This window comes from Marinobacter sp. F3R11, from assembly GCF_003318275.1.
Classification (GTDB): Bacteria; Pseudomonadota; Gammaproteobacteria; order Pseudomonadales; family Oleiphilaceae; genus Marinobacter.
This window is the reverse complement of record NZ_QOCH01000014.1, coordinates 2,003-28,178: the sequence shown is the minus strand read 5'-3', so window position 1 is coordinate 28,178 and position 26,176 is coordinate 2,003. Positions and strand designations below refer to the sequence as shown.

Below are 26,176 nucleotides of genomic sequence, written 5' to 3'. Positions count from 1 at the left end.
CCTAACGTATCTTCAGACTGGCCAGGCCAATCAGAACTAGAACCACGGTTATCACCCAGAAACGCACAATGACACGTGGTTCTGGCCAGCCTTTGAGTTCAAAATGGTGATGCAATGGCGCCATCCGGAAAATCCGGCGCCCGGTGAGGCGGAACGAAGCCACCTGCAAAATCACAGATACGGTCTCCATCACAAACACCCCGCCCATGATGAAAAGAATAATTTCCTGTCGCACAATCACGGCGACAACACCCAGAGCTGCACCCAGGGCAAGCGCGCCAACATCGCCCATGAACACCTGAGCGGGATAGGTGTTAAACCAGAGAAAACCTAGCCCGGCGCCAACCAATGCCCCACAAAACACAATGAGTTCGCCGGTTCCCGGCAGGTATGGAATCAACAGGTAATTTGCGAACTGAACGTTGCCGGAAACGTATGCGAAGATGCCAAGAGCACCGGCGACCATCACCGTAGGCATGATTGCCAGACCGTCCAGGCCGTCCGTCAGATTCACCGCGTTGCTGCTGCCAACGATCACAAAATACGTCAGCAGAATAAAGAGCACTGGCCCCAGAGTCAGTGATACGTTTTTAACAAACGGTAGGTATAACGACGTTTCCTGGGGTAATGCGGAACTGAAAAAGAGCACTATGGCCGCAGCAGCACCAATAAGCGACTGCCAGAAATACTTCCAGCGCGCAGGCAACCCCCTGGGGTTGCGCTCGACAACTTTGCGGTAATCGTCAACCCAGCCAACTGCACCAAACAGCAAGGTGACCAGCAGGGTAACCCAGACATAACGGTTCGACAGGTCAGCCCACAGCAGTGTGCTGATGCCAATTGCAACCAAAATCAGGGCGCCGCCCATGGTCGGGGTGCCTGCCTTGCTGAGGTGTGTCTGTGGGCCGTCATCCCGAATCGCCTGACCAATCTGATACTGACTCAACTTACGGATCATCAGCGGGCCGATAAACAGCGAGATCAACAACGCGGTCAATATCCCCAGAATCCCACGCAGGGTCAGATACTGAAACACTGTCAGTGCCGAAAAATATTCTGATAAAACCCCTGTCAGCCAGAGCAGCATGCGCTATTCACCTTGTTTTTGATCTCCTCCACCACGATATCCATGGCGGAACTTCTGGACCCCTTCACCAGCACACTCATGGGCCGCTCATTTGTGCGAACGATGGTCTGCGCGGCCTCTTCGTGTGTCTGATACATTTCGCTCGCTTCACCAAACCCCTCGGCGTAGCCGTCGCAGCCGGCCCCGACTGTCAGCAGACGATCAATTCCGACTTCGGCAGCAAAAGCTCCGACTTCACGATGCAATTCACGGGCGGTTGGCCCGAGTTCGCCCATGGCGCCCAAAATGGCAATGCGCTTGCCGCCCCGATTAGCGAGGACTCGCAGTGCCGCTTTCATGGAAGCCGGATTAGCGTTGTAACTGTCATCAATAACCGACAACTCCCCCGGCAGGCTGATAACCTGCAATCGCCCGCGAACTGGCTGCATCCCGGCCAGGCCTTCGATGATGGCCGTATCCGCAGCACCCAACTCACGCGTTGCCGCAATAGCAAGCAAAGCATTGGTTATGTTGTGGTCGCCTTCCAAAGGCAGAACAAGTGAACAAGACCAGCCGTCAGGACCGGATACGACGATCTCCGGCTTATGGCTCTGCTGCGTCGGTATGAGGGTGCTGTAGTCTGCTTCGGTATGGCCGCAGCAGCTGACACTTACGACCCGCCGCGAACCCGCACGTGCATGCCATTGATCAAATGCTGGATCATCACGGTTCAGCACCACCAGGCCGCCGTCGGTAACACCTTCAATAATTTCGCCTTTGGCTCGCACAATATTTTCGTAACTGCCAAAACCTTCAAGATGTGCCTGACCCGCGTTTGTGACAATCACCACCTGCGGCCGTGTGATGGCTACGGCATGTGCGATTTCACCCGGCCCACTGGCTCCCATCTCGATAACGCCGAACCTGTGCGCAGGCTCCAGCCCTAACAGGGTTAAAGGAACACCAATGTGATTGTTCAGGTTGCCGCGAGTTGCCAGGGTGTCGCCCATCCGACCAAGAATGGCGGCACTCAGCTCTTTAACGGTGGTTTTACCGCTACTGCCAGTGACTGCAATCAATTTCGCGCTGCTTTCGCCACGGTTGCCGGCGGCTATAGCTGCCAATGCCTCAACAGTGCCACCCACAATCAACTGAGGCAGATCCAGATTGCTATCAGGAGTGTCAACCACTGCAGCGCAGGCCCCGAGCTGCTTTGCAGCCGATAAAAACCTGTGGCCATCAAAATTTTCACCACGGAGAGCAACAAACAGATCACCGGACTTCAAAGCGCGCGAATCTGTGGACACACCAGTGAATTGCACACCGCTCAAGTCATCAGATGAACAGGTGGCTCCGGTGAACCGAACGGCATCAATCAGGGAGAATGCGCGCATCATGCGACACCCCCTTCAAGCCTAAAAAACTGACGTACCTGGTCGACATCGCTGAATGGCAACTTTTGCCCGGCAACTTCCTGCCAGGATTCATGCCCCTTACCGGCTATAAGTACGAGATCTTCAGGTTGAGCCATATTGAGTGCGAAACGAATAGCCTCCGCCCGATCATGAATAACCTTTACAGATTCCGGGCCAGCGAACCCCTGCAGAATATCCTGCACGATGCGTTCCGGGCTTTCTGTACGCGGGTTGTCATCCGTTACGACGATGACATCTGCACACTTTTCCGCTTCCCTTGCCATTTCCGGGCGCTTTCCGCTGTCCCGGTCTCCACCACAACCGAATACACAAATCAGCCTGCCAGCCACATGTGATCTCAAGGCGGCTAAAGTATTTGCCAGGGCGTCCGGGGTGTGGGCGTAATCCACAACAGCACGGACACCGTCCGGACTGCTAAAACGTTCAAGACGGCCGGGCGGAGGAACAAGCTGGCTCACTGCCTGCTGCAATTGCTCCACAGACACCCCCAACGTCATAACTGTTGCAGCTGCGGCAAGCACATTGCTGGCGTTAAAGCTGCCCATCAAAGGCGCAGAGAGTTTGAACGGTCCCCACTCACCATCGACTACGGCTTCAAAGCCATCATCAGTGGGGTGAAACTCCTTCAGCCAAAGCTCTGTCTCTGATTCATGCAGGCTATAACGAACGCGATCACATTTGCCTTCGAGTTTTTCGTACAACTGGCGCCCAAAAGGGTCATCAAAGTTGATCACCGAGAAGTGCACATCCTCGCGTTCGAACAGGCGGGCTTTAGTTGCTCCATAGGCGTCCATGGAACCGTGATAGTCGAGATGATCCCGTGTCAGATTGGTAAAGATTGCAGCGGTTATTGTCAGGCCGTCCACCCGCCCCTGATCCAATCCGTGAGAAGAAACCTCCATCACTGCTGCGCGAGCGCCCTTAGCAATGAGCCCCGACAACGCCCGGTTTATCTGAACAACATCTGGCGTAGTATGGGTTGTTTTCTTCAGTGCTCCTGGCATGCCATAACCCAATGTCCCCAGAACACCACACGGCGTTCCCGCCTGGCTTAATAGCTGAGCAACGTAATGACTTACTGAGGTTTTTCCGTTAGTGCCGGTAACACCTATTAACCGAAGCCGGCGGGAAGGATGCTCGTAAAACCGGGCGGCAATCTTGCCCGTCGACTGCCTGAGGCCGGCAACCGGCACAACCAGCGCTCCATGGAACTCTGAACACTCGGTTTCTTCATCGGATTCCAGAAGCACCACTGTCGCACCAGCGGCAATGGCCTTCTCCACGTAATAGTCCGCCGGCGTCTCCGTGCCAGCCAACGCAATAAATGCATCGCCGGAGCTGACTTCGCGGCTATCGGTTTGCAGGCCGTGAATGGTAACGTCGAACACTGCGGGTACATAAACTATGCCCTGCAACAAAGTACTGAGGGATGTCATGCACATAGACTCATCCCCTTTCTCCTGTTTTTCCTGTTTGCAGACCCGCTGTACCAACTTCCAGTTCCGGCTTCACATTCAGAAGTCGCAGCGCATCGCTCATAACCCGCGAAAACACAGGCGCAGCCACTTCGCCGCCGTAGTATTCGCCTGACTGAGGCGCGTCTACAGCTACAACAGTGACAATTCTCGGGTTATCAATTGGCGCCATTCCAGCAAAAATCGCTTTATACTGGCTGTCCTGGTACCCCTGAGCACCAACCAGATGAACCGTTCCGGTCTTACCTCCGGCGCTATAAAATCCGGGCTGGGCACGTTTTCCTGTGCCCCTGGAAACCGCTTCGCCCAGCATGACTCTCACTTCGCTGGTTACCCGCTCAGACAATACTCTTTCGCCAACCGGCTTTTGCTCGAGCTTCATCAGGCTGAGCGGGTATCGTATACCGCCATTAGCGATCACCATGTAGGCTTGCGCTAACTGAAGGGCATTCACACTCATCCCGTAACCATATGAGAGCGTTGCTTCTTCTACCGGGCGCCATTTAGGTGGGGCAGGCAATACACCCACAGCCTCACCCGGGAACCCGATACCTGTAGGCTGCCCAAGCCCCATTCGCGCATAAAGGTTTCGAATCGTATCGCCACCCAGCTCTGTGGCTATCTTGCTGATGCCAACATTACTGGATTTGACGATGATATCGGTGAGACTCATGACTCCGTAGTTGCGGTGGTCGCGAATCGTAAACCTGCCAAATCGCCGGTAACCCGGCGATGTATCAATCGATGTATCCACGGAATACTGCCCGGACTCAAGCGCCGCAGCCATGGTGATTGGCTTCATGGTAGAGCCGGGTTCAAACAAGTCGGTAATCGCTTTATTGCGCAGATTCTCCGGAGCTAACTGGCTACGATCATTGGGGTTATAAGACCCCTGATTGACCATGGCGAGCACCTCACCCGTCTCGACATCCAACATGACAAGCGTGCCGCCGCGCGCATCATGAGCGCTGACAACGGCTTTCAGTTCGCGATAGGCGAGATACTGCAGGCGCAGGTCGATACTCAACTCAAGATTACGACCGGGACTGGCATCACGGATAAGCGTCAGATCCTTGATAATCCGTCCCCGGTTATCCTTCAGTACACGCTTACGCCCAGGCTCACCAGATAACCATTCGTTATACGCCAGCTCCATGCCTTCCTGGCCACGCTCATCAATATTGGTAAACCCGACAATATGAGCAGTAACCTCGCCCGCCGGGTAATAACGCCGATACTCCTGGCGCGTATAAACACCAGGAATATCCAGTTCCATCGCTTTAGTGGCCAGCGCAGGCTGTATCTTTCGACGGAGGTAAATAAATTCGCGGCCCGCGTATGTTGCAAGACGTTCACGCAACCTTGCTTCACTGATATCCAGAACCCGCGCCAGGTTTGTCAGGCGCGGCTCATCAGGATCTATTTCTGAGGGATTGGCCCAAAGGGTCTGCACTGGAGTGCTAACAGCCAGCGGCTCTCCATAGCGATCCGTAACCACTCCCCGGTGAGCATCAATCGCTTCTACACGAATTGTCCGGACATCGCCTTGCTTGCGCAGGAAATCATTATCAACAACCTGCAAATCAACCAGACGCCAGCCAATCGCCAGCACAACCATCAGGAACAAGCCCAGCACAGAACCAAAACGCCAGGCCTTCAGGCCCGCCGCAATCTTCTGGCTCAATGTTCTTGCTGATTCCTGACTGGACAATCAGATCACCCTGCGACTGTTGTTATCATGAATTACCGGGATGCCAGCGGCGACATCAGAGGCACCAGAACAATGTCCTGACGCCCCGGAGCCACCATACTGAAACGCTCAGCCGCAAGCTTTTCCACACGACCGTGACCGCCCAGAGCGCTCTGTTCCAGAAGCAACTGACTCCACTCCGCCTGAAAATGATCACGCTCGGCCTGAAGCTGGGACAGCGTATTAAACAACCCTCGATTCTCGTGGGCACTGACAACAACACCAATAGATGAACCCACCAGCATCAGCGCAAGGACCAGGGTCACAAAAACGTTTTTCTGCCGTGTGGCATCAAATACACGCCGCGAAATCCGGACAGCTGCAACAACACCTCCCCGGACCTTTTCTTTGTTCAGCTTTACCGGCTTTACCGCCGGCTCTATGGCCACCGCGCCCATAATTACGCGCTCCCCTGCGATTTCTGTTTATTGTCGATACGCTCCAGAACCCGCATAACTGCACTGCGGGCACGAACGTTCTCACTGACTTCGCCGGCACCGGCTTTACTCGCCTTGCCAATCAATCTGAATTCTGAGGCCTCCTGCTCAGCCGTCACAGGTATGCCTTTAGGCAATCTGGGGCCACGAGCAAGGTCTCGCATAAAACGTTTTACCAACCGGTCTTCCAGCGAATGAAAGCTGATGACAACCAGCCGCCCTCCTGGCGCCAGCTTGTCTACCGCTGCCTGCAATCCAGCCTCCAGATCTTCAAGCTCGCGGTTAATAAAAATGCGAACAGCCTGAAAGGTGCGGGTTGCCGGGTGTTTGTGCTTTTCCTTTTTCACTACCGCCTCGCTAACCAATGCGGCCAGCTGAAGCGTGGTCTCAATCGGCGCCTCTTTGCGGCGCTCAACTATCAAACGTGCGATACGGCGGGAAAACCGCTCCTCTCCGTAGCGCCAGATCACATCCGCAATCTCACTCTCTTCCGCATTTGCCAGCCACTGGGCCGCACTTGGCGACTGAAGCGGATTCATTCGCATATCGAGAGGACCTTCACGCATAAAGCTGAAGCCTCTCGAAGCATCATCAAGTTGTGGTGAAGACACACCCAAATCCATCAACACGCCATCAACCTGATCCCAGCCAGCATCGGAGACTGCACGACCCAGTTCAGCAAATGAGCCATGAAAATACCCAAACCGGGAATCATTATCTGCCAGCACCTCAGCTGCACGGATCGCCTCAGGATCCTTGTCAATACCCAGCAATTGGCCCGACGGCCCCAGGCGTCCGAGAATAAGCTGACTATGACCACCACGACCGAATGTGCCATCTACATACTTGCCATCGGAGTCACCGACCAGAAAGTCGACCGCCGAATCCAGAAGAACCGAGCGATGCGAAAACTCCGCTCCCGCCTCCTGACTGCGACCGGGCGTCATAAAGAGAGCGCCTCCATCTCGGGCGGCATATCTTCATCACCGCAAGACTCATCAAGCCACGCAAACCAGCGTTCCTCACTCCAGAGCTCAAGCTTTTTACCCTGCCCGATCAACATCAGCTTTTTCTCTAGATGGGCATAATTTCGCAATGTGGGCGGCACCAGAATGCGGCCGGCCGAATCCATTTCCATGGGGGCAGCGTTACCAAGCAACAGCCTCTGCAATCGCCGCACGGCTTTATTCATGTTGGGAAGAGCCTCGATTTTAGGGCGAAGAATTTCCCATTCCGGCTCCGGGTAAACCAGCAGACACCGCTCTTCATCAGCATTCGCCGTCAATACAATGCGGCCAGCGCAAGCCTGCGCGAGGCTTTCGCGCACCTTCGCAGGGATCGCCAAACGACCCTTTGCATCCATATTGATGGCATGACTGCCGAGAAAATTGCTCATTTACACCGTCTCTGAAGACTCAAAAACCACAAATAACCACAAGAAACCACTTTTTCCCACTCGTGCACACTATAGAAACACGCAATTCACAATGCAAGCGCCGCAAACAGCGGCCCTCTTGGGAAAGTTCCTTTTGTGACAACAGGTTACGGGCTTTGACGCAAGAAACGGGTGACATTACGGATAAGAAAAGAAGGAAAATCAAATACCTGCAAAAGAGTCTGAAGAAGAAAAGAGAGGTTTAAGATTTTTTAGCTATAAGAAGCGTGCCATAAGAGCAGACACGCTTCATTAATTGAGGAGAAGAAGGCGAGCTCGCCGATAAGCCGGGTTCTGTCGTGGACAGTCATTCATCTAGGGCCTGCGTCACCACAGGCCTCAAGCAACCTACCCGAGTCCAGCGCGGGCCACGCCATAGGACTCCTATTTGGTCTTGCTCCAGGTGGGGTTTACCATCGCCGTGGACTGTTGCCAGCCACGCGGTGCGCTCTTACCGCACCGTTTCACCCTTACCGGCACCCGTGAACAGGTCACGAGCACTTAGGCGGTCTGCTTTCTGTTGCACTTTCCGTCGGCTCACGCCGCCCAGGAGTTACCTGGCACCTTGCCCTGCGGAGCCCGGACTTTCCTCCCCCGGTTAAACCGGCGGCGACTGTCTGGCGAGCTCGGGCGAGACAATACTCCTGCGCCAGGCCCCATGCAAGAAAAAGCGCCTTTTCGGGGCGTCAGCTATCCTTGAACTCAAGGGCCCGCTGGTACAGTTCATTTTTACCCAGCCCGGTCAGCTCAGAAGCAATCTTTGCAGCTTTCTTAAGTGGCATCTCTACCATTAACAGCTTCAGCAACCGGTCTACATCAACTTCGCCGGCCATCAGCCCGCTACCTGCTTTTTCGGCACCACGAACCATGACAACAAACTCTCCACGGTTGCCGTGAGGGTCCCCTGTCAGCTCACCAAGTACCTCAGCAGCCTCTCCTGAGTAGAAGGTTTCGAAAGTTTTTGTAATTTCCCGTCCCAACACCACTTCACGCTGCGGCCCCAGGACCTCAGCTATATCCGCCACTGTGTCCAGTATCCTGTGGGGAGACTCATAGAAGACCAGCGTTGCGGCATCCTTTCGCAGCTCTTCCAGGACTGAACGTCGGCCTGCGCGCTTTGCAGGCAAAAACCCGACAAACAGAAAGCGATCGGTAGGCAGGCCTGCCGCACTCAATCCCGCAATCAATGCACACGGCCCGGGAATCGGACTCACCCGGATGCCTTCATTCCTCGCTTCACGAACCAGCACATACCCCGGATCTGAGATCAGCGGCGTACCTGCGTCTGAAATCAAGGCCACATCTGACCCTTCTGACAGCCGCTCCAATATGCTCTGAACTCTGCCGCGCTCATTATGATCATGCAATGCAAGCAAAGGCTTATTTACACCAAGGTGCTGAAGAAGGCGTCCGCTATGACGGGTGTCCTCTGCAGCAATAACCGCCACCTCCGAAAGCACTTTAACCGCACGCGGAGAGAGGTCCTCCAGATTACCAATAGGGGTAGCGACGATATAGAGCGTTCCACGGTCATCAACCGTTTTTATCACCTCTCGGGCCGGCTGGCCTGATTCAGATTTCAAAATATATGCCTCGCACGCTGGGACATTGGCAGCATGACACCTGCGTCATGTGAATTAGTCCGGGAGCTGTTAAACTTGCCACCATCAGATCGGCGCCACAAGCCCAAAACTCCGGAATCTATAGAGAGTGCCATGACTAAAAACCCTGTTCACCACCTTGCCTTGGCGGGAATGCTTGCCATGAGCCTGTTATTTACCGGTTGCGCCAGTGTCGACCTGGAGTCGCACGTTGCCCAATCACCCTCTCAGGCTCTTGAGCTCGCAGCAAAAGAAAGCAACACCGAAACAGCACAGCGCTACTTGTTAAAGATTGCCAGCCAGTTCCAGGAACAGGGCGATCATCACGGGGCCCGCACATTACTGCAGAGCACTCAACTTAAGCAACCCGCACAGCCGCTGCAAGCACAGAAACAGTTACTGGCCATGGCCAGCGCTGTCGCACTCGAAGACCGGGAGTGGGCCAGCAGTATTACCACCTCGCTTTCACCGGATAACTTCCGAAGCTACAACTCGGACCTTATTGGCCGGGCGGCAAACCTTCAGGCGAAAACCTACGCACTGGCGGGCGACCGCCTCTCTGCGGCCATGACCCTGATGCTTCTTTCACAAACAGATGGCACGATAAATCCTCAGGCAATTCACGACCAGATCTGGGCATTTCTGAAGGCAGTTCCAGACCGGAAGCTTACAGCGGCAAACGAAGACATTATCGGATTTGAGAGCGAAGGATGGCTTGAGCTCACTTCCAGCCTGCGCTCTCCCGGGCTGAGTATCGATGACCAGGGCCGCGTTATACGTCGCTGGCAAAGTAACTGGCCGAGCCACCCAGCAGCACAAATACTGCCGTCCGAACTGCAGCTAATCGCCAGCATGGCAGAAAACCGGCCTGAAAAAATTGTCCTGGCTCTGCCTCTCCAGGGAACTCTCGCCAGCGCCGGCAAAGCAATCCGCGATGGCTTCCTTGCTGCCTACTATCAGGATGCTTCAGCAGACCGAAGTAAAACCGACATCCGCATTGTGAACACTTCAGATCGACCATTTGATGATCTGTATAAGGAACTTGCCGCCCAGGATATTGACCTTGTGATAGGTCCCCTTGAAAAAGAAGCACTGGCAAGCCTTACCAGCCTGAAGATTCTGCCAATTCCTGTCCTCGGCCTTAACTACCTGGCCACGGACAAAAAAGCACCGGAAGGGCTCTACCAGTTCGGCCTTTCCGCCGAAGACGAAGCCCGACAAATAGCAGACAGGCTCTCGGAGCAGGGCATCAATCAGGTTCTGGTACTCATTCCCAAAGGGGAATGGGGCGACCGGGTAGAGTCAGCACTACTGAAGCGCATGCAACATAACGGGGCTGTTGCCCTGGATATCCAACGATTCTTCCGCGAAGATAATCTGCGTGCAATTACAGCAGAACTGCTGGGCATTACTGTATCCAGAGACAGAGCCATTCAGGTGGAAGAAACCATTGGCCTCAATGTGGAATTCGAACCCAGGCGGCGTCAGGATGCCGAGGCAATTGTAATGGTCGCCGAGCCTGCGGTCGCACGCCAGTTCAAGCCCTTGTTTGCGTTTTACTTCGGTGGCGACCTCCCGGTCTACTCCCCCTCCATAATCTACGAAGGCACACCGGATCCTGGCCGGGATCGTGATCTCAATCAGGTAATATTTACAGATATCCCCTGGGTTCTGGACACTGAAAACTCATTGCGTGACGAGGCCAGCAAGTCTCTGCCCGGCACTCGTGGCCAGCTCGGCAGGCTATTTGCGATGGGGGCTGACGCGTGGCAATTAAGTAAACGCCTGCCCCTGCTCCGCCAGGTGCAGACCGCCACTGTAAACGGACAGACCGGCGATCTAACCATGACACGCGAAGGCAGTATCCACAGAAATCAACTTTGGGCACAGTTCCGCGGCGGCGTACCCGACCTTCTACCCACGAAGGCAGACTCCGGCGAAGAAGTTAACAACAATGCCCCACTGAAGGCTAACTGACCCAGGGGCCACAAAGGGATACCTGATGCCATGGAAGGCAGCAAAGCCATCGGAGCACATTTTGAAGGGGTGGCCGCACGATATCTGACAACTCGCGGAATAGAGATCCGGGAAAGAAACGTCTACAACCGGGGAGGTGAAATCGACCTGATCGGGCTGGATGAGGACACCATTGTGTTCTTTGAGGTACGCTATCGCGGCACCGGCAGCCTCGTTAATCCGGCGGAGTCAATATCTTACTCAAAAAGGAAGAGGCTATTGAAGGCCGCTGCGTTCTATTTACACCGACATAGTCTGTGGGATTCACTCAGCCGCATAGACGTTGTGGCCATCAGCCCGGGAACCGTAAAAAAATACCGGGTACAATGGATCAAAAATGCAATCCAGGCGGACATATAGATTCTGATGAGCGAAACGGGAAATCTGATCAACCAGTTGTTTGCGAGCCATATGGAGCATACGGCTCAAGCGGCCAGCACCGCAGGATCTGCTATCGAACAGGCAGCAGACGCTTTTGTAAGCGCACTTCTCAATGATGGGAAAATTATCACCTGCGCCAATGGCAACGCCAACATAATCGCCCAGTATTTCTGTACCGCATTTCTGAACCGCTTTGAGCAGGACCGACCGGCGCTACCGGCAATCAACCTCGGGGCCGATGCAACCACCTACTCAGCTATCTGCAGGGATAATCGTTTTAATGACACCTTCTCACGTCAGGTTAAAGCCATCGGCAAGCCTGGCGACCTGCTATTCGTGATTGTTGACGACGGCCATAAAGCGAACCTCATTCAAGCGATTCAGGCCGCACACGACAGAGAAATGAATGTGGTGGTACTGAGCGCGAGAAAAAAGTCTGACATCACCTCACTTATGCACGCAGAAGACCACGAGATCGCCCTCAACGACCTTTCTCCCACAGAAGCCGCCCCTCTGTTTCTTCTTGCAATCAATGCCCTGTGCTCACGGGTAGATGGAAAACTGTTCGGAGGCTGACAAAAAAGCCGGCAAACGCCGGCTTTTGTTAAAGCAGTTATCGGCTTCAGCCTACTACTTAACAACCTTGAGAGTCGGCCTGCCCGACGGACGATCTTCCTGCCCTCCGGATTGCCCTGCTCCTTCCCTGTCATCGGTGCCGTCTGGATCCGGGGATCCGGGCTCACTGCCAAACACCATACCTTCGCCGTTTTCCTTGGCGTAAATAGCCATCACTGCCTGAAGCGGAATGAATACCTGCATGGGCACACCGCCGAAGCGAGCGCTGAACTCCAGCGCACCATTACCCACCACCAAACCACGTACAGCTCCAGGACTGACATTCAGAACAATCTGCCCGTTCGCTACATGCTCGGTAGGCACCTGAACACCCTGAACGCCAGCATCCACCACGATGTAAGGCGTGCAGTCGTTGTCCAGTATCCACTCATTAAATGCGCGCACCAGATATGGACGACTGGATGTCATGGTGATCTTGTTATCAGACACTGCTTGCCTCCTGTTCCGTATAGCGGATACCCGCCAAATCAACTACGGATGTCTTCCTCAAGATCAGAGAGGCTAGCCTTGAAACCTTCACGGCTGAATATGCTCTCCATATACTTGTGCAGCGGCTTCGCTTGCTTGTCATTGAGCTCTATACCCAATGATGGCAAACGCCAGAGGATAGGAGCGATGCAGCAGTCCACAATGGTGAACTCCTCGGAGAGGAAAAACGGCATTTCACCAAACAATGGAGCCGTGGCAAGCAGGCTTTCACGCAGCTCTTTTCGTGCAGTCTCTGATGCTTTGACATTCGGCTGCCCCAGAATCTGGTCTACCAGACCACACCAATCCTTCTGGATCCGATGGATCATCAAGCGGCTGTTGGCACGAGCTACCGGATAGACCGGCAACAACGGCGGGTGTGGAAAGCGCTCATCAAGGTATTCCATCATGATGTTAGGTTCATACAGAACCAGATCACGATCTACCAGAGTTGGCAGGGCGTTATACGGATTCAGATCAGCCAGCTCGGCTGGCGGGTTGTCTGGATCAACATCAACGACATCAACGGTAACACCCTTTTCCGCCAAGACAATACGCACCCTGTGGCTATAGTGGCTGGCCGGATCTGAGAAAAACGTCATCGATGACCGCTTGGTCACAACGCCCATAGAACTACCTCACGAGTAAACAAACCTAAATGGTCCTGAAAAACGCAAAAATTCCAGCGGGCCGTTTAACGCCCGCTGGAACTCAGGGAACAGGATTATACCCTATTTCTTAGTGTACGTCCTTCCAGTACTCACGATTGAGCAGGTAGGCGAATACAAAGAAAATAGCGACAAAGATTAAAACAAAAATCCCGAGACGCTCGCGCTCAACTTTGACCGGATCCGCCATGTAGGACATGAAGTTAGTCAGATCGTACATAGCACGGTCAAACTCTGCTCCAGACATACTCCCTTCAGTAACATACTCCGGACAAGCACTTGCATTCTTGATGTTCCCGCTCAGCGGCTCAACGCTGGGTCCATGACCAATGTTCGGCTTGACCGCACAGAGCCCCTGAAGGTCGACCAGCACATGAGGCATACCGACCTTGTCGAACACCACGTTGTTTACCCCTAATGGCCGGGTCTCATCCTTATAGAACCCCCTGAGATAGGAGTAAACCCAGGACTCACCGCGCAGACGGCTTTCCAGCGTAAGATCTGGTGGCGGAGCACCAAACCAGTCGGCAGCCATGTCCTTGTTCATGGAGTTTTTCATCAGCTCACCGATCTGGGCACCAGTGAAGATAAGATTTTCCTCATACAGTTCGAGGGGAATCTCAAGATCTTCGGCAACCCGCTTGTATCGGGCATACTCCATGGAGTGACACCCCATGCAATAGTTCGTGAACATTGCGGCACCACGCTGAAGAGATGCCTTATCAGTGTGATCCGTCTCGATGTGATCAAGCGGAACACCGGCACCAGCTGCCAGCCCGAGAGCCGGGAGGAATGCGATGAAAAGACCAAAAATCAGCTTTCTCATTATCCTGTCACCCTCTCTGGTACTGGCTTGGTTTTCTCCATGCGCGTATAGAACGGCATCAGAATGAAGTATAGGAAGTACACAACCGTCAGAATCTGGGCCACTGTAGTACGACCTTCAGTTGCAGGCACAAGCCCCAGATAACCCAGAACAACGAAACTTACTGTGAACAGTGCCAGCGCAATACGGCTCAGCCACCCTTTATAGCGGATAGAGCGTACCGGACTCTTGTCCAGCCAGGGCAGCACAAACAGAATCGCAATAGCTCCACCCATGACAACAACACCCCAGAACTTCGCGGACAGGCCGAACAAGTCCACCGTCACTGCACGCAACATCGCGTAGAAGGGTGTGAAGTACCAGACAGGCGCAATGTGCTCAGGAGTCTTGAGAGCATTCGCCGGCTCAAAGTTCGGCTTCTCGAGAAAGAGACCACCCATTTCCGGGAAGAAGAACACCACGATAAAGAAGATGAAGAAGAAAACTGCCACGCCCACAAGGTCGTGCACAGAATAGTACGGATGGAACGGAATACCATCTTTGGGTATACCATTTTCGTCCTTGTTCTTCTTGATATCGATACCGTCAGGGTTGTTGGAACCCACTTCATGCAGAGCAAGTATGTGAAGAACAACCAGGCCAAGCAGAACGATCGGCAGCGCAACGACATGCAGGGCGAAGAAGCGGTTCAGGGTAATACCCGAAATCAGGTAATCACCGCGAATCCACAAAGACAGATCTTCACCAATAACAGGAATGGCACCAAACAGATTTACAATGACCTGCGCGCCCCAGTAGGACATCTGCCCCCAAGGCAGCAGGTAGCCCATGAAAGCTTCCGCCATCAGGACCAGATAAATCAGCATACCAAATAGCCAGATCAGCTCGCGGGGTTTCTGGTAAGAACCGTACATCAGACCCCGGAACATGTGGAGATAAACCACAATAAAGAAGGCCGATGCACCCGTGGAATGGAGATAGCGCAAGAGCCAGCCCCACTGGACATCACGCATGATGTACTCAACAGAAGCGAAGGCACCTTCACCAGTCGGATTGTAGCTCATGGTGAGCCAGATACCGGTTACCAGCTGGTTGACCAGCACAAGCATCGCCAGAGAACCGAAAAAATACCAGAGGTTAAAGTTTTTCGGCGCGTAATATTTAGCCAGATGGTTATTCCAGGCATCAATAACTGGCAGACGCTCGTCTACCCAATTCAGAAGTTTCTGCATTACGCTGCCTCCGGATCAAGACCAATCGTAAGAGTCACGTCATCGTCATACCGATGAGGCGGAACCTGCAGGTTCAGCGGTGCAGGCTGAGCCGTATATACCCGTCCAGCCATATCATAGCGGGAACCGTGACAAGGGCAGAACAACCCGCCGAGCCACTCATCACCCAGATCAGCAGGGGCGATATCCGGACGATAGGAAGGCACACAACCCAGATGAGTACAAAGACCAACAAGAACGGCCATTTCGGGCTTCAGGGACCGCAATACACCATTGATGTATTCTGGCTGCTGCGGAGCTTCAGACTGAGGATCTTTCACCTTGTCATTAAGCTTTTCTATATTACTCACCATTTCATCTGTACGGCGGATAAGCCAGACTGGCATACCCCGCCATTCAACGGTGACCTGCTGGCCTGGTTCAATCTTACTGATATTGACGGTTACCGGCGCACCAGCCGCCTCTGCCTTGGCACTGGGATTCCAGGATGCCACGAAAGGGACTGCCGCACCGACGACGCCGACTCCACCTACCGCAGCCGTAGCGCCGATAAGAAATCGGCGCCGACCTTGGCTCACGTCGCCATTATTCATTATGGTTTTCTCCCATCAGGCGATGTCACAGCCCGCAAGACAGCCGACAGTGTGCATCGAAAAGAACTTCACAACCCAAAAATATAAGCGCTCAAATGGTAATGAAATTACCATTTGCTTACAAGTCAGAAAGCCGCTGCCAGAGCCTCTTCTCTGCTCCAGATCAATTTGTTTGCCATTGACCCTGAAACAAAAAAACCCGACCAAAATAGCCGGGTTTTCCTGAGATCTGCTCCAGCGAATCTTAACGCTTGGAGTACTGAGGACGCTTACGCGCCTTACGCAGACCAACTTTCTTACGTTCAACTTCACGAGCGTCACGGGTTACATAGCCCGCTTTGCGCATCGCCGGACGCAGAGTTTCATCGTAATCCATCAGAGCGCGGGTCAGACCGTGGCGGATAGCGCCCGCCTGGCCACTGATACCACCACCTTTAACAGTAATAGTGATATCAAAGCGATCAGTTGATTCAGCTACAACCAGAGGTTGACGCACGATCATACGCAGAGTTTCACGACCGAAAAAATCTTCGATGGTGCGACCATTGATAGAAATATTACCGCTTCCCGGCTTGATGAACACCCGAGCCGTGGACGTTTTGCGGCGACCGGTACCGTAATTTTGTGCTACAGACATATCCGCCTTCCGTTAAATGTCGAGTTCTTTGGGCTGCTGGGCTGTATGAGGATGCTCAGCGCCTGCATAGATTTTCAGCTTCTTGAACATGGCACGACCAAGCGGGCCCTTCGGAAGCATGCCTTTTACAGACTTCTGAATAACTTGCTCAGGCGCCTTTTCAACCAGCTTCTCGAAGCTGATAGATTTGATCCCACCCGGAAAGCCGGTATGACTGTAGTACATCTTATCAGATGACTTGTTGCCGGTAACCCGCACCTGGCCCGCATTGATCACAACAATGTAATCGCCAGTGTCTACATGAGGGGTATACTCAGGCTTATGCTTGCCCCGCAGACGACGGGCGATTTCGGTTGACAGACGACCCAGCGTCTTGCCGGCTGCGTCTACAACGTACCAGTCACGTTTTACGGTTTCTGGTTTCGCACTCAGAGTCTTCATTGATTCCGCCTTGAACGCTATAAAAAGAAACGTTAAAAACCACCGCCGGAAAGTGTATTACACCCGGAGGAGGTTCTGTACCTGTAATTTGATCGGCAGTGACACTATTCGGGGCTGAGATAGTGACATCACCTTGAAAAGCCAGGGCGCGAAGTATACTCGAACGATTATTTAATTCCAACCCCGAACTGTACTGTTTTATGGTAAGCCCATTACCACAACTTTATGGTAAGCCCATTACCACAACGACCGTCCATACAGCGCTTCAGTATTTGCGAACAATACAGAAGCGAGATATTCCGCTCGCTCGCCCCGGATTTCAGCAAGACACTCCAGAATTCTGAGCAACTGAACCGGCGAATTCTGGCCTGCAGCAACGCCTTCCGGGGCCATATCCGGCGCATCCGTTTCAAGCACCAGAGCCTCCACAGGCAGACGGGCAATTGTATCCCGGGTTTTACGCGCCCCGGGATGGGTAATTACCCCGCCGACCCCGATAAAGCACCCCTGATCAACCAGGTTTGCTGCTTGCTGATAGCTGCCGGAGAAACCATGCAGCAAAGCTTTGATACTCCCCTTACAGCACCTCAGGATGGCACATACTTCATCGTGAGTTTTCACTGAGTGGATAATCAGCGGAAAGCCAAACTTTGATGCCAGCCCTACCTGTGCTTCAAACCAGGGATACTGCACAGCCAGATCCCCATGCAACCGGTCCAGACCACACTCACCGACGGCTACGCAACGTTCAGGCCGCGCACTCAGAAGCTGCTCCAGAGCGTCCAGATCATCGGAGGTATGCTCGCTGACAAACCATGGGTGAATGCCAAGACAGTAAAAAAGGCCCGGGTATGCCTTGGCTGTATCCCGGATCCGCCCCCAGTCACGACGGCGCACACCAGGAATAACCAGCCCGACAATGCCGGCCGATGCGGCAGCCTGCAGTTCATCAGCCCGACACCCATCGAACCGGGAAAAGTCAAAATGGCAATGGGCATCAACTAACTTCAAAATAGACTCCACCGCTAACAGATCAGTGCTCCCGGGTTTTGTGGAACTCCACCTCCGGAAAACGTTCCTGAGCAAGATTGAGGTTTACCATAGTGGGGGCGATATACGCCAACCTGTCGCCTCCATCGAGCGCGAGATTGTCATTATTCTTGCGCTGGAACTCATCCAGCTTACGATCATCTGTGCAGGTTACCCAGCGTGCGGTAGCCACGTTTACAGGCTCATAGACAGCTTCAACCTTGTATTCTGTCTTGAGGCGGCTGACGACCACATCAAACTGCAGTACACCAACCGCACCGACAATCAGGTCGTTATTTCGCAGCGGCCGGAAAACCTGCACAGCACCTTCTTCGGAAAGCTGAATCAACCCTTTCTGAAGCTGCTTCGCTTTCAACGGGTCTTTCAGGCGAATGCGACGGAACAACTCCGGCGCGAAATTAGGAATACCCGTAAACTTCATGTCTTCGCCAGCAGTGAAGGTGTCCCCTAACTGAATCGTGCCATGGTTATGCAGGCCTATGATGTCCCCGGCATAAGCTTCTTCAGCATGCTCACGATCCCCGGCCATAAACGTCAGCGCATCGGAAAAGCGTACATCCTTACCAATACGCACATGGCGGGCCTTCATACCCTGGCTGTATTGACCAGAGACAATACGCATAAACGCAACCCTATCCCGATGCTGAGGATCCATATTGGCCTGGATCTTGAAAACAAAGCCAGTGAAGGCTTCATCATCAGGCTGAACCAGTCTCTGGTCCGTTTCACGAGGCTGAGGCTCGGGGGCCCAGTCAACCAGCCCGTCGAGCATGTGGTCAACACCAAAATTACCCAGCGCGGTACCAAAAAACACCGGTGTGAGTTCGCCTGCTAAAAACAGGTCAAGGTCAAACTCGTGAGAGGCCCCCTTGACCAACTCGACTTCGTCCCGTAAATCACTCGCGTATTCACCCAGCGCCGTATCGAGTTCCGGATTATCCAGCCCTTTAATGACCCGCAAATCCTGAATCTCATGACCATGCCCGCTTTGGTACAGGATCACCTCATCACGGAGAAGATGGTAAACACCCTTGAAATTCTTTCCCATCCCAATAGGCCAGGTGATCGGCGCACAGGCAATTTTCAGAATATCCTCAACTTCATCCATAAGCTCAACCGGGTCACGGGTATCCCGGTCCAGCTTGTTCATGAAGGTCAGAATAGGGGTGTCACGGAGTCGCGTTACCTCCATCAGCTTGATGGTACGCTCCTCAACCCCTTTGGCACTGTCGATAACCATCAGGCAGGAATCTACAGCTGTAAGGGTTCGGTATGTATCCTCCGAGAAATCTTCGTGACCCGGTGTATCCAGCAGGTTTACCAGTTTGCCACCATAAGGAAATTGCATTACGGATGTCGTTACCGAGATGCCCCTCTCCTTTTCCATCTCCATCCAGTCGGATTTTGCATGCTGACCGGACTTTTTACCCTTGACCGTGCCAGCCTTTTGTATAGCGTGTCCGAATAAAAGGACTTTTTCGGTAATCGTGGTTTTACCAGCGTCCGGGTGAGAAATGATCGCAAAGGTGCGGCGTTTAGCCACTTCCTGGGAAAGGTGAGACATTGTTGAAAAGCAACCTGCGTCAGATGTTCGGAAAAGGCAGCCATTATAGGGGCTAAGATGTGATTACGCGAACACAAGGAACGACCGTCAGGACTGCAGTAACAGCGCCATCACCCTGGCATCTTCCCACCCGGAAGCAGCGGGGTAATATCTGGGGCGACGGCCGATTTCCTCAAAGCCTTCTTTACGATAGAGCTTGCTCGCAATGTTGTTACTCAGTCTTACCTCCAGAAGAATCTGATTCATGTTCTCCCTCGCAGCTTCGCCGATAAGATGGCGCAGCAAAAGCCGCCCTACTCCCTGGCCACGATACCCGGGATGAACGCAGAGATTCAGGAGGTGGGCCTCATCAAGTACATAGGACACAACCGCATACCCGACGAGTACACGATTTTCATTTATTCCCCATAGACGATAGCCCGGCTTGAAGCAATCCAGGAATATCCTTTCTGTCCAGGGGTGAGAGTATCCCTGAAGCTCAATATTCATAACCTCGGGGAGGTCTTTGGATTCCAAAGGGCGTATCGCCAGCTCCGAACCGTAGACAGCTGGACATGAACCGTCTTTCACTTTATTCATACACTGACTGACGGCCTCAGTTTTTGCCACAAAGAGCGCTTCAAACCCGGATTGCTGGCGAGCTCCGCTAGGGTGTATTCAAAATAAATATCAGGAGAACGCTTGAGTGTTTCGGCCAACCAGCCATGATTGCCGAGGCTACCCAGAACAATCACTTTCCTGGAACCTGAAGCGGGCAGGATCTCCTTCATTAAAGAGATCAAATCATCAACTCCCTGCCCTGCGACCAGGCGATTGTTGAAAACCGGCCACTGAACCCATTTAACTGGCTCCAAGTGTACATCCCCGATACTTTTCAATATGTTTCCTGCAAGAGTTTCCTGCAAACCCAAGCTCGCATCCCTGGAGATATCCGCTATTAAAATGTGCCCCTCCCCGATAAAAATGCGCATATTCAGACTTAGCCTCTGGTCTGCACGCACTTCGGGCTCTGCCGCAGGTTCAGCAACCGCTTCCAGGTCTCCTGACGGTATGCCTGTATCTGCCGGCGCCTTTTGGACTGGTAAGTTTTCACTTCCCCCTCCATCCTTCTCCCCCATCAGGGCCTGAAGGCTGGCAATCCGTTGAACCCCGCGCTGATCCGGTACGGGCGACACGGGTACAGAACCAGTTACGACAGGAGTAGCTACCTGCGCGACCCCCGGAGTATCAACTAACTCCAGCGACTGAACACTGGCTTGCTGATCCAGCTCAGGGAATTCAAATTCCGGGCTGGGTGCTGCGCCTGGCAGCGGTTCACGGGCATACCAGAGGCGGATACCCGCAACGCCCAGATAGAATTGTCTATCAACTTCTGTATGAATCATTCAAACAACCTACGGACCCACCAGAAAAACGGGCGAACTGTAACATCAGACATCAGCCACCTGAGGGTGCTGCCTTATACCACCGCGACTGATCAGGTTAAGAGCCTCGATATAGGCCTTGGCTGAAGCAATAATAATATCTGTATCCGCACCAACCCCATTTACAATCCGGCCACCACGGCTCAGCCGAACAGTGACTTCACCCTGGGCATCAGTGCCACTGGTGATATTATTTACCGAATAAAGCTGCAGGTTACAGCCTGAATCGACTAGCGACTCAATCGCTTTGAATGTTGCATCTACCGGGCCACTACCTTCAGCTTCTGCACTGTGCTCTTTTCCGTCCATGGTCAGTGTTATGGTGGCCTTTGGAACAACTCCGGTTTCAGAGCAGACCTGAAGGCAGACCAGACCATAACGACCATCTTCATCCTTCTGTTTGGTGTCGCTTGCTATAGCTTGCAGATCTTCGTCAAAAATTTCATGTTTCAGGTCAGCCAGCGCTTTGAAGCGTGTAAATGCCTCATTAAGCTCGGTTTCGGTCTCAAACTGGATACCCAACTCAAGCAGGCGGGTACGGAAAGCGTTACGACCGGAATGCTTACCCAGAACCAGACTATTGGTATGCCAACCGACATCTTGAGCCCGCATGATCTCATAGGTCTCACGATGTTTCAGAACACCATCCTGATGAATACCCGATTCATGGGCAAATGCATTTGCACCGACTATGGCTTTATTTGGCTGCACCGGGAAGCCGGTAATTGTGGAGACGAGGCGTGAAGCCGGCACTATATGCTGAGCATTTATCCGGGTATCAATATTGAAAAAATCCTGACGGGTTCGAACAGCCATCACAATTTCTTCCAGGGAAGCGTTACCTGCGCGTTCACCCAGACCATTGATAGTACACTCTACCTGTCGGGCCCCCCGGGTCACAGCAGCAAGCGAGTTTGCGACTGCAAGCCCAAGGTCATTATGGCAATGCACTGAAAAAATCGCCTTGTCCGCGTTGGGGATACGATTAAGTAATTGGTGAATAGTTTCAGCAAATTGCTCAGGGATAGCATAACCGACGGTGTCGGGAATATTGATAGTATTGGCACCGGCATCAATGGCTGCCTCAATGATGCGACACAGAAAGTCCAGTTCCGAGCGACCAGCATCCTCACAGGAGAACTCCACATCATCAACATGGCTCCTGGCGCGTTTAACTGCCCGTACAGCCTGTTCAATCACCTCATCCGGCTCTACCTGGAGCTTGTATTTCATATGGATAGGCGAAGTCGCAATAAAGGTATGAATACGCCCCCTCTCTGCAGGGCGGATGGCCTCGGCTGCACGATCAATATCCACATCGAGCGCGCGCGCAAGGCTACAGACTGTGGATTCTTTAATAGTCTCTGCGATCGACTTGACCGCTTCAAAGTCACCCTGGCTGGCGATTGCAAAACCGGCTTCGATGACATCTACTCTCAACTTCTCAAGAGCCTTGGCAATCCGCAGCTTCTCCGCCTTGTTCATGGTGGCGCCAGGGCTCTGCTCACCGTCACGAAGAGTCGTATCAAATATAACCAGATGGTCGTTGCCAGACATTGAGGTGCTCCATATCGAATTTGGCTTTATACCGGCAGTATATCACCGGGACGGATAAGGGAGCAGCGATCTCCAGCTCAGGGAGCCTGTTTTCAGACAAAAAAAAGCCCCGGCAGCAACGCTGTCGGGGCGATTTCAATTAAGAGTCTGACGATGACCTACTCTCACATGGGCAATGCCACACTACCATCGGCGCAGGCCTGTTTCACTTCTGAGTTCGGGATGGGATCAGGTGGTACCAGGCCGCTATGGTCGTCAGACAAAACGGTCGATCACTGGGGGATGAGATAAAACCTATGATGCAATTCTTTCACTGCGATATCCGCAATTGTCTTGGGTGTTATATAGTCAAGCCGCACGAGCAATTAGTATCGGTTAGCTCAACGCCTCGCAGCGCTTACACACCCGACCTATCAACGTCCTGGTCTTGAACGGCTCTTCAGGAGGCTCAAGGCCTCAGGGAGATCTCATCTTGGAAGGGGCTTCCCGCTTAGATGCTTTCAGCGGTTATCCTGTCCGAACATAGCTACCGGGCAATGCCACTGGCGTGACAACCCGAACACCAGAGGTTCGTCCACTCCGGTCCTCTCGTACTAGGAGCAGCTTTCCTCAAATCTCCAACGTCCACGGCAGATAGGGACCGAACTGTCTCACGACGTTCTAAACCCAGCTCGCGTACCACTTTAAATGGCGAACAGCCATACCCTTGGGACCGGCTTCAGCCCCAGGATGTGATGAGCCGACATCGAGGTGCCAAACACCGCCGTCGATGTGAACTCTTGGGCGGTATCAGCCTGTTATCCCCGGAGTACCTTTTATCCGTTGAGCGATGGCCCTTCCATACAGAACCACCGGATCACTATGACCTACTTTCGTACCTGCTCGACGTGTCTGTCTCGCAGTTAAGCGGGCTTGTGCCATTACACTAACCGTACGATGTCCGACCGTACTTAGCCCACCTTTGTGCTCCTCCGTTACGCTTTAGGAGGAGACCGCCCCAGTCAAACTACCCACCACACAGTGTCCTCATCCCCGATAAGGGGACAGAGTTAGAACCTCAAACATGCCAGGCTGGTATTTCAAGGTTGGCTCCACGCAAACTGGCGTTCACGCTTCAAAGCCTCCCAGCTATCCTACACAAACATGTTCAAAGTTCACTGTGAAGCTATAGTAAAGGTTCACGGGGTCTTTCCGTCTAGCCGCGGATACACCGCATCTTCACGGCGATTTCAATTTCACTGAGTCTCGGGTAGAGACAGCGCCCCCATCGTTACGCCATTCGTGCAGGTCGGAACTTACCCGACAAGGAATTTCGCTACCTTAGGACCGTTATAGTTACGGCCGCCGTTTACCGGGGCTTCGATCAAGAGCTTCGCACAAGTGCTAACCCCATCAATTAACCTTCCGGCACCGGGCAGGCGTCACACCGTATACGTCCTCTTACGAGTTTGCACAGTGCTGTGTTTTTAATAAACAGTCGCAGGGGCCTGGTATCTTCGACCGGCTTCTGCTCAACCCGCGAAGGGCGTCACATACCACCGGCGTGCCTTCTCCCGAAGTTACGGCACCATTTTGCCTAGTTCCTTTACCCGAGTTCTCTCAAGCGCCTTGGTATTCTCTACCTGACCACCTGTGTCGGTTTGGGGTACGGTCTCAAATAGCCTGAAGCTTAGAAGATTTTCCTGGAAGCATGGCATCAATGACTTCGCTCCCGTAAAGGGTGCTCGTCGTCACGTCTCAGAATTGTGGACCCGGATTTGCCTAAGTCCACTCCCTACACGCTTAAACCGGGACAACCGTCGCCCGGATCACCTAGCCTTCTCCGTCTCTCCATCGCAGCTATCCAAGGTACGGAAATATTAATCCGTTTCCCATCGACTACACCTTTCGGTCTCGCCTTAGGGGCCGACTCACCCTGCGCCGATTAGCGTTGCGCAGGAACCCTTGGTCTTCCGGCGTGCGGGTTTTTCACCCGCATTGTCGTTACTCATGTCAGCATTCGCACTTCTGATACCTCCAGCAAGCTTCTCAACTCACCTTCGCAGGCTTACAGAACGCTCCCCTACCCCGCATACAAAGTATGCAGCCGCAGCTTCGGTGACCAGTTTGAGCCCCGTTACATCTTCCGCGCAGGCCGACTCGACTAGTGAGCTATTACGCTTTCTTTAAAGGATGGCTGCTTCTAAGCCAACCTCCTAGCTGTCTGAGCCTTCCCACATCGTTTCCCACTTAACTGGTACTTTGGGACCTTAGCTGGCGGTCTGGGTTGTTTCCCTCTTCACGACGGACGTTAGCACCCGCCGTGTGTCTCCCGGATAGTACTCACAGGTATTCGGAGTTTGCATCGGGTTGGTAAGTCGGGATGACCCCCTAGCCGAAACAGTGCTCTACCCCCTGTGGTATTCGTCCGAGGCGCTACCTAAATAGCTTTCGGGGAGAACCAGCTATCTCCGGGCTTGATTAGCCTTTCACTCCGATCCACAAGTCATCCCCTGGCTTTTCAACGACAGTGGGTTCGGTCCTCCAGTTGATGTTACTCAACCTTCAACCTGCTCATGGATAGATCGCCCGGTTTCGGGTCTATGCCCAGCGACTGATTCGCCCTATTCAGACTCGGTTTCCCTACGGCTCCCCTAAACGGTTAACCTCGCCACTGAACATAAGTCGCTGACCCATTATACAAAAGGTACGCCGTCACAGAACAAGTCTGCTCCGACTGCTTGTACGCATACGGTTTCAGGATCTATTTCACTCCCCTCACAGGGGTTCTTTTCGCCTTTCCCTCACGGTACTGGTTCACTATCGGTCAGTCAGGAGTATTTAGCCTTGGAGGATGGTCCCCCCATATTCAGACAGGATACCACGTGTCCCGTCCTACTCGATTTCACTAGACTCAGGTTTCGGATACGGGGCTATCACCCACTATGGCGGCACTTTCCAGAGCCTTCTCCTACCAGTTGTCTAGCTTAAGGGCTAGTCCCCGTTCGCTCGCCGCTACTTAGGGAATCTCGGTTGATTTCTTTTCCTCGGGGTACTTAGATGTTTCAGTTCCCCCGGTTCGCCTCTTACACCTATGTATTCAGTGCAAGATACCCGACCGAAATCGGGTGGGTTTCCCCATTCAGAAATGTCCGGATCACAGCTTGTTTGCCAGCTCCCCGAACCTTATCGCAGGCTTCCACGTCTTTCATCGCCTCTGACTGCCAAGGCATCCACCGTATGCGCTTAGTTGCTTGACTATATAACCCCAAGACAACTGTGTTCCATTCATCAGCACCTGGTAAACCAGGAGACCAACAACTGGAGACAGTTCCTTGAAGCGATATAACAACCACTTCAACGACAACACCGGATAACGCTTGAAAAAATCGCTATCACATTGAACACATTTTCTCGGAGATAATGAGAAAATGTCTTCGTGTTCTATCTCATCCAATTTGTTAAAGAGCAAATCTGACCCAGTGATCAGAAAGAAGAACTTCG

The 26,176-nt window shown here is 53.2% G+C and carries 23 protein-coding genes, 2 rRNA genes and 1 other RNA gene; 3 read left to right on the top strand and 23 right to left on the bottom strand.

Annotated features, from left to right (window positions below):
* Nucleotide 1: 1 nt before the first annotated feature.
* The 9 genes from mraY to rsmI all read right to left on the bottom strand — a co-directional run bounded on the left by mraY (nt 2) and on the right by rsmI (nt 9,182).
* Nucleotides 2-1,087 carry a phospho-N-acetylmuramoyl-pentapeptide-transferase gene (gene mraY / locus DS878_RS08155; RefSeq protein WP_113815493.1) on the bottom strand — a complete coding sequence of 362 codons (1,086 nt, stop codon included), beginning with the start codon at nt 1,085-1,087 and terminating at the stop codon, nt 2-4.
* Complete coding sequence (gene murF / locus DS878_RS08150; protein WP_113815492.1) at nt 1,072-2,463, bottom strand: UDP-N-acetylmuramoyl-tripeptide--D-alanyl-D-alanine ligase; 1,392 nt, start codon at nt 2,461-2,463, stop codon at nt 1,072-1,074. Before murF ends, mraY begins: the two co-directional genes overlap by 16 nt.
* Complete coding sequence (locus DS878_RS08145) at nt 2,460-3,944, bottom strand: UDP-N-acetylmuramoyl-L-alanyl-D-glutamate--2,6-diaminopimelate ligase (RefSeq protein ID WP_113815491.1); 1,485 nt, start codon at nt 3,942-3,944, stop codon at nt 2,460-2,462. The genes murF and DS878_RS08145 overlap by 4 nt, the downstream gene beginning before the upstream one ends.
* Nucleotides 3,945-3,948: 4 nt before the next feature.
* The gene (locus tag DS878_RS08140) at nt 3,949-5,688 is read right to left on the bottom strand and encodes a peptidoglycan D,D-transpeptidase FtsI family protein (protein ID WP_113815490.1); all 1,740 of its coding nucleotides are present in this window, start codon (nt 5,686-5,688) and stop codon (nt 3,949-3,951) included.
* Between the two features lie 32 nt (nt 5,689-5,720).
* Nucleotides 5,721-6,125 (bottom strand): cell division protein FtsL, encoded by a 405-nt coding sequence (ftsL, locus tag DS878_RS08135; protein WP_113815489.1) that lies wholly within the window; start codon nt 6,123-6,125, stop codon nt 5,721-5,723.
* 2 nt (nt 6,126-6,127) lie between these two features.
* A complete protein-coding gene (gene rsmH, locus DS878_RS08130) occupies nt 6,128-7,111 on the bottom strand; it encodes a 16S rRNA (cytosine(1402)-N(4))-methyltransferase RsmH (RefSeq protein ID WP_113815488.1) in 984 nt (327 codons plus the stop codon).
* Nucleotides 7,108-7,560, bottom strand: coding sequence for a division/cell wall cluster transcriptional repressor MraZ (mraZ, locus tag DS878_RS08125; protein WP_113815487.1), 453 nt, complete (start codon nt 7,558-7,560; stop codon nt 7,108-7,110). Before mraZ ends, rsmH begins: the two co-directional genes overlap by 4 nt.
* A gap of 306 nt (nt 7,561-7,866) precedes the next feature.
* Nucleotides 7,867-8,228, bottom strand: an RNA gene (rnpB, locus tag DS878_RS08120) — RNase P RNA component class A.
* 57 nt (nt 8,229-8,285) lie between these two features.
* The gene (gene rsmI, locus DS878_RS08115; protein ID WP_113815486.1) at nt 8,286-9,182 is read right to left on the bottom strand and encodes a 16S rRNA (cytidine(1402)-2'-O)-methyltransferase; all 897 of its coding nucleotides are present in this window, start codon (nt 9,180-9,182) and stop codon (nt 8,286-8,288) included.
* Between the two features lie 132 nt (nt 9,183-9,314).
* Between rsmI and DS878_RS08110 the strand changes: the two genes are divergently transcribed.
* Genes DS878_RS08110 through DS878_RS08100 form a run of 3 tightly spaced genes read left to right on the top strand, consistent with a single transcriptional unit; the run spans nt 9,315 to nt 12,173 of the window.
* Nucleotides 9,315-11,177: a penicillin-binding protein activator gene (locus tag DS878_RS08110; protein ID WP_113815485.1), complete on the top strand. Its 1,863-nt coding sequence runs from the start codon at nt 9,315-9,317 to the stop codon at nt 11,175-11,177.
* A gap of 30 nt (nt 11,178-11,207) precedes the next feature.
* On the top strand, nt 11,208-11,576 hold the full coding sequence (locus DS878_RS08105; RefSeq protein ID WP_113815484.1) for a YraN family protein: 369 nt from the start codon (nt 11,208-11,210) through the stop codon (nt 11,574-11,576).
* Nucleotides 11,577-11,582: 6 nt separating this feature from the next.
* Nucleotides 11,583-12,173, top strand: a complete 591-nt coding sequence (locus tag DS878_RS08100; protein ID WP_113815483.1) for an SIS domain-containing protein — start codon at nt 11,583-11,585, stop codon at nt 12,171-12,173.
* 54 nt (nt 12,174-12,227) lie between these two features.
* Here the strand turns inward: DS878_RS08100 and DS878_RS08095 are convergent, their stop codons facing one another.
* From DS878_RS08095 to DS878_RS08030, 14 genes are all read right to left on the bottom strand, one after another.
* Nucleotides 12,228-12,641 carry a ClpXP protease specificity-enhancing factor gene (locus tag DS878_RS08095; RefSeq protein ID WP_261977700.1) on the bottom strand — a complete coding sequence of 138 codons (414 nt, stop codon included), beginning with the start codon at nt 12,639-12,641 and terminating at the stop codon, nt 12,228-12,230.
* Between the two features lie 59 nt (nt 12,642-12,700).
* Nucleotides 12,701-13,330 carry a glutathione S-transferase N-terminal domain-containing protein gene (locus DS878_RS08090; protein WP_113815481.1) on the bottom strand — a complete coding sequence of 210 codons (630 nt, stop codon included), beginning with the start codon at nt 13,328-13,330 and terminating at the stop codon, nt 12,701-12,703.
* Nucleotides 13,331-13,439: 109 nt separating this feature from the next.
* Nucleotides 13,440-14,195 (bottom strand): cytochrome c1, encoded by a 756-nt coding sequence (locus DS878_RS08085; protein ID WP_113815480.1) that lies wholly within the window; start codon nt 14,193-14,195, stop codon nt 13,440-13,442.
* Nucleotides 14,195-15,427 (bottom strand): cytochrome b, encoded by a 1,233-nt coding sequence (locus DS878_RS08080; RefSeq protein WP_113815479.1) that lies wholly within the window; start codon nt 15,425-15,427, stop codon nt 14,195-14,197. Before DS878_RS08080 ends, DS878_RS08085 begins: the two co-directional genes overlap by 1 nt.
* Entirely contained in the window at nt 15,427-16,020 is a 594-nt protein-coding gene (gene petA, locus DS878_RS08075) for a ubiquinol-cytochrome c reductase iron-sulfur subunit (RefSeq protein WP_113815478.1), read from the bottom strand. Before petA ends, DS878_RS08080 begins: the two co-directional genes overlap by 1 nt.
* 244 nt (nt 16,021-16,264) lie before the next feature.
* Nucleotides 16,265-16,657 (bottom strand): 30S ribosomal protein S9, encoded by a 393-nt coding sequence (gene rpsI, locus DS878_RS08070; protein WP_113815477.1) that lies wholly within the window; start codon nt 16,655-16,657, stop codon nt 16,265-16,267.
* Nucleotides 16,658-16,669: 12 nt separating this feature from the next.
* Nucleotides 16,670-17,098 carry a 50S ribosomal protein L13 gene (rplM, locus tag DS878_RS08065; protein ID WP_113815476.1) on the bottom strand — a complete coding sequence of 143 codons (429 nt, stop codon included), beginning with the start codon at nt 17,096-17,098 and terminating at the stop codon, nt 16,670-16,672.
* A 237-nt stretch (nt 17,099-17,335) separates the two neighbouring features.
* Nucleotides 17,336-18,109, bottom strand: coding sequence for a TatD family hydrolase (locus DS878_RS08060; RefSeq protein ID WP_113815475.1), 774 nt, complete (start codon nt 18,107-18,109; stop codon nt 17,336-17,338).
* A 22-nt stretch (nt 18,110-18,131) separates the two neighbouring features.
* Entirely contained in the window at nt 18,132-19,712 is a 1,581-nt protein-coding gene (gene prfC / locus DS878_RS08055; RefSeq protein ID WP_113815474.1) for a peptide chain release factor 3, read from the bottom strand.
* 87 nt (nt 19,713-19,799) lie between these two features.
* On the bottom strand, nt 19,800-20,291 hold the full coding sequence (gene rimI / locus DS878_RS08050; RefSeq protein WP_113815473.1) for a ribosomal protein S18-alanine N-acetyltransferase: 492 nt from the start codon (nt 20,289-20,291) through the stop codon (nt 19,800-19,802).
* Complete coding sequence (locus tag DS878_RS08045) at nt 20,288-21,097, bottom strand: 2-isopropylmalate synthase (protein WP_113815472.1); 810 nt, start codon at nt 21,095-21,097, stop codon at nt 20,288-20,290. Before DS878_RS08045 ends, rimI begins: the two co-directional genes overlap by 4 nt.
* Before the next feature lie 45 nt (nt 21,098-21,142).
* Nucleotides 21,143-22,693 carry a 2-isopropylmalate synthase gene (locus tag DS878_RS08040; RefSeq protein ID WP_113815471.1) on the bottom strand — a complete coding sequence of 517 codons (1,551 nt, stop codon included), beginning with the start codon at nt 22,691-22,693 and terminating at the stop codon, nt 21,143-21,145.
* Nucleotides 22,694-22,838: 145 nt separating this feature from the next.
* Nucleotides 22,839-22,953 (bottom strand): 5S ribosomal RNA (gene rrf / locus DS878_RS08035).
* Nucleotides 22,954-23,037: 84 nt separating this feature from the next.
* Nucleotides 23,038-25,932, bottom strand: a 23S ribosomal RNA gene (locus DS878_RS08030).
* Nucleotides 25,933-26,176 lie beyond the last annotated feature (244 nt).

Coding starts and splice junctions, on each gene's coding strand:
- rimI (WP_113815473.1), bottom strand. CDS start 20,291: ATGAATAAAGTGAAAGACGGTTCATGTCCAGCTGTCTACGGTTCGGAG.
- rplM (WP_113815476.1), bottom strand. CDS start 17,098: ATGAAGACTCTGAGTGCGAAACCAGAAACCGTAAAACGTGACTGGTAC.
- DS878_RS08085 (WP_113815480.1), bottom strand. CDS start 14,195: ATGAGAAAGCTGATTTTTGGTCTTTTCATCGCATTCCTCCCGGCTCTC.
- rsmH (WP_113815488.1), bottom strand. CDS start 7,111: ATGACGCCCGGTCGCAGTCAGGAGGCGGGAGCGGAGTTTTCGCATCGC.
- murF (WP_113815492.1), bottom strand. CDS start 2,463: ATGATGCGCGCATTCTCCCTGATTGATGCCGTTCGGTTCACCGGAGCC.
- prfC (WP_113815474.1), bottom strand. CDS start 19,712: ATGTCTCACCTTTCCCAGGAAGTGGCTAAACGCCGCACCTTTGCGATC.
- DS878_RS08040 (WP_113815471.1), bottom strand. CDS start 22,693: ATGTCTGGCAACGACCATCTGGTTATATTTGATACGACTCTTCGTGAC.
- mraY (WP_113815493.1), bottom strand. CDS start 1,087: ATGCTGCTCTGGCTGACAGGGGTTTTATCAGAATATTTTTCGGCACTG.
- petA (WP_113815478.1), bottom strand. CDS start 16,020: ATGAATAATGGCGACGTGAGCCAAGGTCGGCGCCGATTTCTTATCGGC.
- DS878_RS08080 (WP_113815479.1), bottom strand. CDS start 15,427: ATGCAGAAACTTCTGAATTGGGTAGACGAGCGTCTGCCAGTTATTGAT.
- rpsI (WP_113815477.1), bottom strand. CDS start 16,657: ATGTCTGTAGCACAAAATTACGGTACCGGTCGCCGCAAAACGTCCACG.
- DS878_RS08090 (WP_113815481.1), bottom strand. CDS start 13,330: ATGGGCGTTGTGACCAAGCGGTCATCGATGACGTTTTTCTCAGATCCG.
- DS878_RS08045 (WP_113815472.1), bottom strand. CDS start 21,097: ATGATTCATACAGAAGTTGATAGACAATTCTATCTGGGCGTTGCGGGT.
- mraZ (WP_113815487.1), bottom strand. CDS start 7,560: ATGAGCAATTTTCTCGGCAGTCATGCCATCAATATGGATGCAAAGGGT.
- DS878_RS08110 (WP_113815485.1), top strand. CDS start 9,315: ATGACTAAAAACCCTGTTCACCACCTTGCCTTGGCGGGAATGCTTGCC.
- DS878_RS08095 (WP_261977700.1), bottom strand. CDS start 12,641: ATGACATCCAGTCGTCCATATCTGGTGCGCGCATTTAATGAGTGGATA.
- DS878_RS08100 (WP_113815483.1), top strand. CDS start 11,583: ATGAGCGAAACGGGAAATCTGATCAACCAGTTGTTTGCGAGCCATATG.
- DS878_RS08105 (WP_113815484.1), top strand. CDS start 11,208: ATGGAAGGCAGCAAAGCCATCGGAGCACATTTTGAAGGGGTGGCCGCA.
- DS878_RS08145 (WP_113815491.1), bottom strand. CDS start 3,944: ATGTGCATGACATCCCTCAGTACTTTGTTGCAGGGCATAGTTTATGTA.
- ftsL (WP_113815489.1), bottom strand. CDS start 6,125: ATGGGCGCGGTGGCCATAGAGCCGGCGGTAAAGCCGGTAAAGCTGAAC.